Below are 12469 nucleotides of genomic sequence, written 5' to 3' on the forward strand. Positions count from 1 at the left end.
CAAAAGAAAAAAGGATATATAGTGCCGAAGCAAGGTAAAACCGAGTGACACAGCGGCTAACCTTGAAATTCCTTTTTGTTAATCCTTGAACAACGCTGTTTGCACTAAATCGATCAACAAGTCGTCACGCTCCTTAAAAACCCGTTTGGTCCTTAGGTACCTGTTAATGTTGTATTCATCAAAATTATCGGCATCCTTGTCCATACTGCCAATTCGAACTCGGTCCGATGCATGTATAAATTCATTGTTCCCGATCCACATACCCACGTGCACCACTTTTTCGGCTGTGGAATCCGTTGCTTTTTTTCCAAAGAACAAAAGGTCTCCTTTTTGAAGTTGGTCAAAGCTCCTAACGGAATCAACGGAAATTCCGGCATGGACCTGCTGCGAGGCATCCCTGGGTAAAATGACCCCGTTTAGAAAATATATGGTTTTGGTGAAGCCACTGCAATCCATGCCCTTGGTGGAAGTTCCTCCCCATAAATATGGCACTCCCATAAGGGTCTTGGCCGTTTCCACTAGCGACTCCCGGGTGCCGTCCAACTCATGTAACCAGATATCATATGGTTTTGCCTCGTCCTTTTTAATGAAGCCTTCCCTGCCATCGGGGAAACGAACCTGAAAGAAATCCATTCCTTCGCCGGTTGTTTCCAAAATATTGCCCGCAACCAGGTCGGACACCCTAATTTGCGCTTGGATTCCAGAAAAAGCATGTCCATAGGTATTCGTGTAGATGATTTTTTTGAAGTTCATCCAGCTGGCCAATTCCGCATCGGTCATTACCGTAATCTCGCCGGCATTTACCCAAGAAAGGTACTTGTCCGGTGTCTGGATATAATACCATCCTCCCTCCTTTTTCCAAACTTTCAAAGGTGTTCCCAAGGTTGCCTGTGTGGCAAGCTCTGCCGAGTGTTTGGGTTCACTGCGCAGGTTGGCCACAGAAATGTTGACCACGGCGTTGTGTTTGCCCTCCAAACTTTCGCCGGGCAGAATCTGTATGCTATCGGTATAAACAACGTTGGCCTTCTTTAGTTTTTCTTTAAGGGCACCAACCGCATCGGGTAGATTGCTTTCCCCTTTGAGGATCCAGCCCCTTGTGTTTTGAACGCCCTCCACCCTGAAAAGCGCCACTCTTTTATCCGGAGCAAAAGTTTTCCTAATTTCCTCTATATAACCTTGGATGTCCTTTTCGTCCCTTAGATTTTCTTGACATCCCAGATTCAATAACATCAAGAGAACGAGTACTTTATGGCTAAACCGCATTTGCTTTTTTTGTAAAAATAAAAAATCCGCTCCTTTTTACTTGAATTGGTATTTGGATCAACGTATATAATTTGGCTACATTAGCGATAATGAAACCCTTAAAGTAACTTTGTGGACAAATTACGTGTTATAGAGCTTTTTGCCGGGGTAGGCGGATTTAGGCTTGGTCTGGAGCAAACCGGCCATTATAAAATTGTTTGGAGCAGTCAATGGGAGCCAAGTACCAAGACCCAGCATGCCTCCATGGTCTATGAGGCTAGATTTGGTCCTGAAAACCATAGTAATTCCGATATTTCAGAAGTGCCCACCCCAGAAATTCCCGATGCAGATCTCCTGGTAGGTGGGTTCCCTTGCCAAGACTATTCGGTGGCTACTACCCTACAAAATTCCAAAGGTCTCATTGGGAATAAAGGCGTGTTATGGTGGAGCATCCACAGGATTCTATCGGAAAAGAAACAACCGCCCAAATACCTGTTTTTGGAGAATGTGGACCGCTTGCTGAAATCTCCCTCCAATCAACGGGGTCGTGATTTTGCCATCATGCTCAAGAGTTTGGAGCAATTGGGCTATGCCGTGGAATGGCGTGTTATCAATGCCGCGGATTATGGTATGCCACAACGGAGAAGGCGTATCTTTTTTTTGGGCTATCACAAAAGCACCAAGCTCTATAAAAAATTAAAGAAGACCGATACCAAAAGTTGGCTGTTAGAGAATGGCGTCCTGGCCGAAGCCTTTCCGGTTCAGGGAGACGCTTCCACGATCAAAACCTTGGACATTATGGGAGATTTGGTTTCCCTCTCGGACAGCTTCAACAAAGGCCAAAAGCTGTCGCCCTTTGAAAATACGGGGGTGTTTATTGAAGGTAAGGTCACAACGACCAAAACAAGTGCTTCCTACGATGCCGTGAAAATGGCGCTGGGCGATGTTCTCCTAAAGGGAGCGATTCCAGAAGAATTTTTCATAGCCCCGGAGGACGTGCCCAAATGGGCCTATTTAAAAGGGGCCAAAAAGGAAGTGCGCACCGCTAAAAATGGTTTTAGCTATAATTACAGCGAAGGCGCCATGGTATTTCCCGATGCCTTGGACAATGCCTCAAGAACAATCATTACCGGAGAGGGAGGAAAAAGTCCGTCCCGATTTAAACATGTGGTACGGACCGATAACCGATTTCGCCGTTTAACGCCCATAGAGTTGGAGCGCTTGAACATGTTTCCGGACAATCACACCCGGTTAGAGGGCATTAGCGATACCAAGCGCGCCTTTTTTATGGGAAATGCCTTGGTCGTAGGGGTCGTTTCAAAAATTGGGGCTTCCCTCCATAAAAAAATTAACTTCTAACCCCCTTTATTTTGAAGAGTAGTTTTGTATTGGACCTGGGGAAAGAAAAAAGACTTGCGCTGCTTTTGGATTCCTATTATTCAAACTGCTTGAAGCACTATGACTTTGGGCGCGTTCAAAACCTGAGGGAACAACTGCTGGGCGTAGATGTTATATTTAAACACAAAATAAGCCAAAAGACCTTTCTCGTGGACGAAAAGGCCCAATTGGATTACATCAATGAGGACCTCCCCACATTTGCCTTTGAACTCCACTATCTAAAAAATGGCATCCTTAAGGACGGTTGGCTTTTTGATGCCTCCAAAAAAACCGATTTCTATGCCTTGGTAACCGGCATTTATGAGGACGAGCCGAACAAATACACTTCTTGCAAGATTGCTTTTGTAAACCGAAAAAAATTGTTGGAATTGTTGAAAACGAAAGGGGTGACAAAAACCTGCTTGTTGGAATATTATCAAAAAGAACCGCTCCCGCACGGCAAGATGAAATTGAAGGAATTGGACCCACGAACAGAGGGTTACTTGTACCATTCCAAAAACAACAAGGCAGAGCAACCGTTCAATTTAATTTTGAAGTTGGATTACCTATTTTCGAACAGGGTTGCCAAAAAATTCACTTAATTTGGTTAAAAACCTGTTAATCAATGCTTAATTTTTGGAATTCTCCTGTTTTTTGTTATCTTATTAGGTATGATAAAATTAGACAAGTCAGAAAATATAGCGTTCCTTGAGAAATCCATCCATCATTTAGAAGCCACAGGCTTTGAAAATATAAAGGCCGATATGGACGGCTACGAAAAACCCAAATCCTATAGTAGAAAGGGTGCCGATGATAAAATCACCCCGGATATCGTTGCTATAAAAAATGGGCGAAAGTACTTTTTTGATATCAGCTTAAAATCCGAAAAACCAAGGTTGTTAAAGACAAAATGGTTGTTCTTGGATACCTTGAGCCGCATGAAATCCAATCGATTTCGTATTATAACCACAAGGGGTCACTACAAGTTTACGGACACCATGTTGGAAGATATTAACCTTAGTAACAAAGAACCTATCAAAATTTGATTGTGTAAATATGGTGCTTATAAAATATTGGCACGTATTTCGTGCCATTTTTTATATATTTAAGTATTAGAATCTCTTTATAAAATAGCACAAATCCTTCTTCGGATTTAAACAGCAGACCCAATTCTAGGGTCTAAATTTCTATTGTTTCATTTTATAAAGAAAATTATGACTAAACATAAAATTGCCGTTCTTGGCGGTACAGGTAAATCGGGCACCTATTTGGTTAGAAGGCTTTTAGAGCTAGAAATTCCTATAAAACTCCTAATCAGAAATCCAGAAAAACATTGTTTTACGAACCCATTGGTTGAAGTGGTAAAAGGCGATGCCAGAGATTATAATTCCGTTTTGGACCTAATCGATGGATGTCACGCAGTAATCAGTGCCTTGGGACAACCCAAAGGAGAACCTCCTATTTCTAAGGACGCAAGCAAGAACGTTGTAAATGCAATGCGAAAAAACAACCTGAAAAGATACATAGTAGTCACAGGGTTAAATGTGGATTCCCCCTTTGATAAAAAGGATGAAAAAACGAGCTATGCTACCCAATGGATGTACGAAAACTTTCCTGATGCAACTAAAAATAGACAGGAAGAATATGCATATTTGACTACACAGGAAGGTGTGGATTGGACCTTGGTTAGATTGCCTATGATCATTCAAACAGAGGAAAAACACCCTGTTCAAGTTAGTTTAGAAAACTGTAAAGGGGATAAGATTAGCGCTACAGATTTGGCGGACTTCTTAATTGCCCAATTGGATAATGAGAGCTATATTCAAAAGTGTCCGTTTTTATTCAGTGTCTAAATAACAAAGGGCGGATTGAATCCGCCCATTTTTATTATCTTTTATTTTCTCAAGAAAGAGTGTTTTTTAGCGTAGAATTTGTTTTTGGTCATACCGCACATAGTGAAGTATCCATTAGAGCTACGGATTCCTCAAGAATTTCTGGTAGTTGTTGAGAGTACAGGAAATACAACGGATTCTTCACTGCGCTTTGGTTCGATTAGTATGACAAAAGCACCTAATCAGAATTTAAATAACCCTGGACTTCTATACAGTGTTCCATTTTCTACAAATAGAAAGGATTCTTGCGGTACGGGTGTTAATAAAAAATATTTCTTGTTTGATAAGGTACTTTTTGTAATTTCGCAAACGAAAACTAAACAAGTACCATGTTAAGCGTTAAAGATGTTTCTGATATTCTTCAAATTACACCACAGCAAGTTCGTAATTTATGCCGAGAAGGAAAAATGAAAGCTGAGAGGGTTGGAAAATCTTGGATTATCAGTAAATCTGATTTAGAGAATTATTGCGCCTCCACAAGCGCCGGTGTTGCAGAAGATCAATTGTTTTATGGCCTAGGGACACCCATTCGATCTAACAAACCAATTGCGCTTAGTTTCTTTAGTGGAGCTATGGGTATGGATATTGGTCTTGAGCAGGCTGGTTTTCAAACACTATTCGCCAGTGAAATTGATAATGCTTGTCGAAAGACAATTGTAAAGAATAGACCTGAAATTGCTCTTGTTGGTGATATACGAGAGTTTTCGCCTCAATCAGTCCGTGAGATTTCAGGTCTTAGCGAATTTGAAGAAATAGACCTAGTTGTTGGCGGTCCGCCATGTCAAGCATTCAGCACAGCTGGCAATCGTAAGGGATTCGAAGACGACAGGGGAAATGTTTTTCTGTCATTTATCGATATGATTATTGGGCTGAATCCCAAGTATGCCGTTATAGAAAATGTCCGTGGATTATTGTCAGCTCCTCTTAAGCATCGTCCTCATAGTCAACGAGGTGAAGGACATCCGAATTTAACTGTAGATGAATTGCCCGGAGGTGCTCTTCATGAAATCATAAATAGATTGGAAGGTGCAGGCTACGCTGTTAGCTTCAACTTATACAACGCGGCCAATTTTGGAACTCCTCAAAAGAGAGAGCGTGTAGTATTAATTTGTTCAAGAGGTGGGAAACGTCCTCCTTATTTAGAGCCAACTAACTCTGAGGACGCCTGTTTTGGTCTACCGAAATGGACTACCTTTAAGGAAGCTGTGAAAGGTTTAAGTTCTAATGATGCAGAGTATATTTCATTTCCTGAGAAAAGATTGAAATATTATCGACTATTGAAATCAGGGCAGAATTGGCGTGGTCTGCCAGATGAGTTGCAAAGAGAGGCTATGGGAAAATCCTATTTTTCAGGTGGAGGTAAGACTGGTTTTTTGAGAAGACTTCATTGGAATAAACCTAGTCCCACGTTGGTAACTCATCCCGCAATGCCAGCAACGGATTTGGCTCATCCAGAAGAAAATAGACCTTTAAGTGTTCAAGAATACAAGCGGATTCAAGAGTTTCCAAAAGATTGGGATATTCAAGGTAGTATTTTAGATAAATACAAACAGATAGGAAATGCTGTTCCCGTTGGTTTAGGCAGAGCAATTGGAACACATATTATCAAGTTGCTTAATGGAGAGAAAATTTCAAACTATGATAACTTTTCTTACTCCCGATATAAATGTACAAATGATAAGGAATGGAAGATTGAATTCGAAGAAAGAATTAAGAAATTTGAGAAACAGCGACTTCTTCTAGTTGAGGCTTAATACTATTTATTCTTAGTCGTTCCTTGGGAATTGAATTCAAGTAATTTATTCCAGTCAATATCACCTGTATCGGTGAAGAATTCCTCAGTTAGTTCCTTCGTGAAAATATTTATCTTCTTAGCATAAGAAATTTCGAAATCATCATTTTTTTCATGTGCAAGATAACCTAGAGGTTCAACTATTTCCTTGTATAATTCGCTGTTTCCGGAAATAAATTCCCAAAATACTTGACCACAATATTTGTAGTAATCACCTCTTTTCTTATAATGATTTCTGGAAGTTGTTTTACCATAGCAACATCCGTTTACGGCTGTAACATTGATTTTAGCTCCAGAAGTTTTAAGAACTCTTCGTGCAGAATTAAAATGGTCAACCATTTTTTTTATCTGACTATCGTTCCCCCAGTCTGGCCCTGACTTGATTGAAACAATAAATCGCTCACTGTTTTTAGTGAATTCTAAATCAATTCCTGGAATTCCAGATTTTCTTCCTCCATAAACTAGACTATTAACGTGTATTGCCAACCCTTCCAACCAGTTTCCAAATATACCTTCCTCACTTGAAGAAATATATGCATCAACAATTGCTTTGATTAAGTCTTGAGCGGTTAATATATTCTTCGCTTTAAATAGATATGGATTCTTTCTTTTAAGAACAGTCTTTAATTTTAGCTCTCCTAATTTATCTACTCGTCTGGAATGAAAATCGCCAATATTTTCCTCCACATATTTAGTTACTTCTCCTATATCCAATGGTTTCATAAAATCAGTCTAATGGTTACTCGATTTCCAAAGTTGTCCAATTATCTTGAATAGTATACAAAATAGAAATATAGATGATCTAATCTATATTATTTTAATTTACGCAACCTAAGCTAATATATTCCTTTTTTTAACCCTGTTATGCTACCCGCACCATAGAAACATGCGGTATCCCATCCTCCAAATACTCAACTCCTTCCGCTGTAAAACCTAGGGAATTGTAAAATTTCAACAAGTAGGTCTGTGCAGAAATTCTAATGGTCGTGGTATGGAGTTGTGCTTCAATCGCCTTTATGGAAGCTTCCATAATCGTTTTTCCATACCCGTATTTCCTTTGGTCCTTTTTGACCACTACCCTACCAATACTGGCTTCGGGAAAATAGTCCCCATGTTTAAAAACACGCGTGTAGGCAACAATCTCATCTTCCTTCTTCCCTATCACATGAATGGCCTTGCTATCCTTCCCGTCCAAATCTTGGTACACGCAATCCTGCTCCACCACAAAAACTTCGCTACGTAATTGCAGCAGCCCATAGAGTTCCTGTGTGTTCAAAGCATGAAAGTTTTTGGTATATATCTTCATAGGTTCACATGGTCTTTTATATCGGGGTTAATTGCAAGTAAATCCTTTACAAAATTTTCCTTGTCCTTGGGGGATACAACCAATATACCAAAGGAATCATAGGCAATCTGTATCCGGTCCAAGGATGCCGCGGGAGCGGAAAAAAGGCTCTTTGTCTTTTTAACGGAGGTAATTCTTGAGATATCCAGGTGCTTTCTATACACAAAACCGCTTTTTACATACAGTGTATTGGCATCAAGAGCATATTCAGTATTCATCAGCAGATATAAAATGAACAAGCATACGGCTAGAAGGATACCGGAAGTAGTTAAGATACCGGACGGTTCTTCGCCCTTCACGATCATGGATACGATAATTCCTAGAAAAAGGAGCATCGGAACAACTAAAAGGCCCCAACTAATTTTTGATTTATAGGTTTTCATTGACCAATCATAGGTTAAGAAATATTAGTATGTCCATATATGATTCACTTGTTCTGACATACGACCGTAGATATAAAGCTCTTGATAATCGGATTAATCCTGTACGACAACATGTTTTGCATCACATTTTCCATATTCCGGTTGAATGTTTATGTGGCTTATACCGTGTTTATGGTAAACAACTTCCTCTATTTCATCCAAAATCTTATCGAATTCGGACAGTTTAATATCCTCTGAAAAATCGATATGCGCCTCCAAATGAATTTCATTTTCGTTTAACTGCCATACATGCACATGATGCACATTTCTAACGGATTTTATTCTCGATACGGTATCCACAATATGTTGTACCTGTACGGTATTGGGGGTAAACAACATCAACACCCGTGTAGCATCCTTTAAAAGATCAAAACCCATAAAGATGAGATATACAGCTATAAGTAAAGTCAACAAAGGATCAACCCAATAGATTTCGTAGAACTTCATCAACAGACCACCTATCAAAACGGCTATGGAAGCCAACATATCCGTCAATAAATGCAAATAGGCAGATTTCATGTTCATGTTTTTATCCGAATCTTTTTTTATGAGTAGCACACTGAAACCATTGGCGGCGATACCTAATATAGAGAGCCAAATGACCAAGTTGGATTCCACTTCCTCTGGATGTATAAATCGCTCTACTGCTTCCTTTATCAACAAAAACGCAACAACAATCAAGGTGGCCGAGTTCACAAACGCCGCAATTATTTCCGCCCGTTTATAGCCAAATGTTTTGGTTGCCGATGCTTTTCTTTTTGAAAGTACATTGGCTATATAACTCACAATAAGGGATAATACATCACTAAAATTATGAAGCGCATCGGATAGTAAAGCAAGACTTCCGGATATGACTCCCCCTACCACTTGGGAAGCGGTTATGAGAATATTCAGTAATATTGAAGTTACAAGGTTCTTGCCCTCTACCTTTGGATGGGGATGTCCATGCGTGTGATGATGGTGCGCGTGACCCATGGACCTCTTTGTTAGCTACAAGGAATCTTTTCTATCCTTCTTTCGTGCCTTCCGCCGGCAAAAGGCGTTTTTAAGAACACTTCTACCATTTCAAGTGCTTGCTGTAAGGCTATGTACCGTGCCGGAAGACTTAATATATTTGCATTGTTGTGTTCACGGGCCAATTCCACTATTTCCTTGGTCCAGCATAATGCCGCCCTAACCTTTTGATGTTTATTGGCCGTCATGGAAGCCCCGTTTCCGCTACCACAGATAATAATACCATAATCCACTTTACCGTCTTCCACATCTTGGGCAACAGGATGTACAAAATCAGGGTAATCAACACTATCTGATCCATCAGTTCCATAGTTGACCACTTCAATGTCCATAGATCGTAAGAGACCTATAACGGCAAGTTTGTAATCCGTGCCGGCATGGTCGTTTCCTATAGCTATTTTCATTTTTTAAATATTTATAAGTTCACGGGGAATTCACCAATATTAATCCTTGAGGTACTCTTGAATATTATGGTCTATCCCATGATACATTTAATTAATAAATCTTTTATTATAAGCGTCTGGGGAACGACTATAAAGGTACAATTAACAAATGGTGACCACAAAAAATGATATGTTTACAACAAAGATTTTTAAAAATCACCTCATCGTCGTTCATTAGTAGGTGTATTTCACAATTTACATACTCATAAGTTGTTGAAAAAAATGCAAATTAAAATTTGCATTACATCTTAGATATATCCATTACAATCCTTCCAGGAAAAAAGCGAAAAAATATATTACAAACTGTAAGTCTCTTTTTAAATAAACAGGACTTGTAGTTAACATTATCTTTACATTAATTTATCAAAAAATGAATGTTGAAATGGGTTATGAACCCATTTTAATAACTTTTTTAAAAGACTGATTTTTAGAAGAGTTTTGTACTCATTGTATGTCAATAACTATTAGTATCTAACAAAGTCAAGTATTTTTAAAAATAGTTTTACCCGTTATTAACACCCTATCATAATCATCATTTTATTTTAAAATTTCAAAAAAAAAAATGAATATATAATATATGTTGATAACAACTATGATTTCAAACGAACACGCGCTACTGGATTATAATTCGTAATTTTCCGGTAAACTATCTAAGGGAATTAAACGTATTATTCTTAGTAGAAAATTTACAATTTCGGGATATGCCTCGGTTATGTGTCACAGGTGTAGCGAATAAACAGAAACTTTAATGTCTAAAAGAAATAAGAAGAGTAGAGATCACAGGAAGAACGAGATTACCAAAGGGATTTTTACAGTATTGGAGAAGGAACCTAGCAAAAGTTTCAACTACAAACAAATCGCTGCCAAGATAGGGGTAACAGATGCGCATGATAGAAATACACTTATCCAAAGACTTACACAGTTAAAGGAAAAAAAACGAATACAGGAGGTGTCCAAAGGTAGTTATCAGGTCCTGGATGATGTAAAAACCTATCATAAGGGTACGGTGGATGTTACAGGAAGAGGAAACGCCTATATCATAGTGGAAGGATTGGAAGATGACGTTTTTGTCCCTTTTAATAAGTTGAATAAAGCCTTCCATAGGGATGTGGTAGAGGTGTATATACATCCAAGGAAGAAAAGTAAAAAGTTGGAAGGTGAAATAGTCCGCATTCTCGAGCGAAATAAAAATACTTTCGTTGGAATTGTGGATATGCAAAAAACCTTTGCTTTTGTACGACCTACCGATTTTAGGATGTATACGGATATTTTCATCACGAAGGAAAATATGCATGGTGCCAAGAATGGCGAGAAAGTCATTGTGGAACTTTTGGATTGGCCGGACGGGGTAGATTCCCCATATGGAAAGATTACCGAGGTTCTAGGTATACCCGGGGAGCATAATACGGAGATTCATTCTATCTTGGCAGAATATGGACTTCCCTATGAATTTCCAACAGAGGTACAACAATTTGCCAATAGTTTGGATACCAGTATTAAGGAAGAGGAGATTGCCAAACGAAGGGACATGCGGGATGTGCTCACTTTTACGATTGACCCCAAGGATGCCAAGGATTTTGATGATGCATTATCTTTTTCGGTTTTGGACAATGGAAATTATGAAATAGGGATTCATATTGCGGATGTTTCCCATTATCTTGAGGTTGATACCATTCTGGATGATGAGGCGTACGATAGGGCTACTTCCGTATATTTGGTAGATCGTGTGGTTCCTATGTTACCTGAAGTTCTTTCCAATAATGCTTGTTCCCTAAGGCCTAATGAGGAAAAATATACTTTTTCCGCCATTTTTGAATTGGACACCAACGCCGGTATCAAAAACCAATGGTTTGGTAGGACGGTCATCAACTCAAATGAACGTTTTGCCTATGAGGAGGCTCAACATATTATTGAAACATGTAAGGGACACATTCCAGAAAATGTTTCTATACGGGGTCATTCCTATGATGTTGGGAAGAATATTGTTGAGGCTACCTTGGCGATGGATACATTGGCCAAGATCATGCGTGAGATACGAATGAACCAGGGCGCCATTTCTTTTGATAAGGTTGAGGTGCGTTTCAATTTGAATGAAAATAATGAGCCGGTTGGCGTTTATTTTAAGGAAGCAAAAGATGCCAATAAGCTCATCGAAGAGTTTATGTTATTGGCAAATAGGAAGGTAGCCCAATTTATTGGTAAAAAGAAGCCTAAGAAATCTTTTGTATATAGGGTTCATGATGATCCGGATGAGGATAAGCTCATTGCACTGAACGGAATTGTTTCCAGATTTGGTCATAAGTTGGATTTTAAGGATAAAAAGTCGATCAGTGCTTCCTTGAACAAATTATTGGAGGATGTAAAGGGTCAAAAGGAACAGAATTTGGTTGACACCCTTGCGATACGAAGTATGAGCAAGGCCGTCTATACGGTTGACAATATTGGGCATTATGGCTTGGCCTTTGATTATTATACCCATTTTACTTCGCCAATTAGAAGGTATCCAGATGTTATGGTACATCGCCTATTGCAGCATTATCTGGATGGTGGGAATTCTGTCAAGGCCGATAAATATGAAGAAAAATGCAAGCATTCCTCCGATATGGAATCATTAGCCGCCAATGCCGAAAGGGATAGCATTAAGTACATGCAAATCCGATTTATGGAAGACCATAAGGATGAAGAATTTTTAGGTGTAATCAGCGGCGTTACGGAATGGGGCGTTTATGTCGAGATTATTGAGAATAAGTGTGAGGGCATGGTGCGTATCAGGGACATAAAGGGAGATTATTATATCTTTGATGATAAGCAGTATGCCATAATTGGGGAACGTACTAAAAAAATGTATCAGTTGGGAGATGAGGTATGGGTAATGGTGAAGAGTAGCGATCTTATAAAAAGACACCTCGATTTTTCCTTATTAGGTAAGAAAGAATAGCTTT

Annotated in this window: 12 protein-coding genes; 6 read left to right on the forward strand and 6 right to left on the reverse strand. The window is 39.3% G+C overall.

What is annotated here, in order from left to right; genetic code table 11:
- Window positions 1-78 precede the first annotated feature (78 nt).
- Window positions 79-1263 carry a C40 family peptidase gene (locus BFP75_RS01420; RefSeq protein WP_099542886.1) on the reverse strand — a complete coding sequence of 395 codons (1185 nt, stop codon included), beginning with the start codon at window positions 1261-1263 and terminating at the stop codon, window positions 79-81.
- Window positions 1264-1374: 111 nt separating this feature from the next.
- Between BFP75_RS01420 and dcm the strand changes: the two genes are divergently transcribed.
- From dcm to BFP75_RS01450, 5 genes are all read left to right on the forward strand, one after another.
- Complete coding sequence (gene dcm / locus BFP75_RS01425) at window positions 1375-2601, forward strand: DNA (cytosine-5-)-methyltransferase (protein ID WP_099542887.1); 1227 nt, start codon at window positions 1375-1377, stop codon at window positions 2599-2601.
- Window positions 2602-2612: 11 nt separating this feature from the next.
- Window positions 2613-3221 (forward strand): hypothetical protein, encoded by a 609-nt coding sequence (locus BFP75_RS01430; RefSeq protein ID WP_099542888.1) that lies wholly within the window; start codon window positions 2613-2615, stop codon window positions 3219-3221.
- A gap of 69 nt (window positions 3222-3290) precedes the next feature.
- Entirely contained in the window at window positions 3291-3665 is a 375-nt protein-coding gene (locus BFP75_RS01435) for a hypothetical protein (protein WP_099542889.1), read from the forward strand.
- A 168-nt stretch (window positions 3666-3833) separates the two neighbouring features.
- Window positions 3834-4472, forward strand: coding sequence for an NAD(P)-dependent oxidoreductase (locus BFP75_RS01440; RefSeq protein WP_099542890.1), 639 nt, complete (start codon window positions 3834-3836; stop codon window positions 4470-4472).
- Window positions 4473-4840: 368 nt separating this feature from the next.
- The gene (locus BFP75_RS01450) at window positions 4841-6265 is read left to right on the forward strand and encodes a DNA cytosine methyltransferase (protein ID WP_099542892.1); all 1425 of its coding nucleotides are present in this window, start codon (window positions 4841-4843) and stop codon (window positions 6263-6265) included.
- 2 nt (window positions 6266-6267) lie between these two features.
- Here the strand turns inward: BFP75_RS01450 and BFP75_RS01455 are convergent, their stop codons facing one another.
- The 5 genes from BFP75_RS01455 to rpiB form a co-directional block, all read right to left on the reverse strand.
- Window positions 6268-7026 (reverse strand): PmeII family type II restriction endonuclease, encoded by a 759-nt coding sequence (locus BFP75_RS01455; RefSeq protein WP_099542893.1) that lies wholly within the window; start codon window positions 7024-7026, stop codon window positions 6268-6270.
- A gap of 139 nt (window positions 7027-7165) precedes the next feature.
- Window positions 7166-7609, reverse strand: a complete 444-nt coding sequence (locus tag BFP75_RS01460; protein WP_099542894.1) for a GNAT family N-acetyltransferase — start codon at window positions 7607-7609, stop codon at window positions 7166-7168.
- Complete coding sequence (locus tag BFP75_RS01465) at window positions 7606-8031, reverse strand: PH domain-containing protein (RefSeq protein ID WP_099542895.1); 426 nt, start codon at window positions 8029-8031, stop codon at window positions 7606-7608. Before BFP75_RS01465 ends, BFP75_RS01460 begins: the two co-directional genes overlap by 4 nt.
- A gap of 93 nt (window positions 8032-8124) precedes the next feature.
- Window positions 8125-9045, reverse strand: a complete 921-nt coding sequence (locus BFP75_RS01470; protein WP_099542896.1) for a cation diffusion facilitator family transporter — start codon at window positions 9043-9045, stop codon at window positions 8125-8127.
- A gap of 11 nt (window positions 9046-9056) precedes the next feature.
- Window positions 9057-9488: a ribose 5-phosphate isomerase B gene (gene rpiB / locus BFP75_RS01475; protein WP_099542897.1), complete on the reverse strand. Its 432-nt coding sequence runs from the start codon at window positions 9486-9488 to the stop codon at window positions 9057-9059.
- 787 nt (window positions 9489-10275) lie between these two features.
- On the opposite strand from rpiB, the gene rnr reads away from it, so the two are divergent.
- Complete coding sequence (gene rnr, locus BFP75_RS01480; RefSeq protein WP_099542898.1) at window positions 10276-12465, forward strand: ribonuclease R; 2190 nt, start codon at window positions 10276-10278, stop codon at window positions 12463-12465.
- Window positions 12466-12469 lie beyond the last annotated feature (4 nt).

This window comes from Maribacter sp. 4G9, from assembly GCF_002742265.1.
In the GTDB taxonomy this organism is placed as follows: Bacteria; Bacteroidota; Bacteroidia; order Flavobacteriales; family Flavobacteriaceae; genus Maribacter.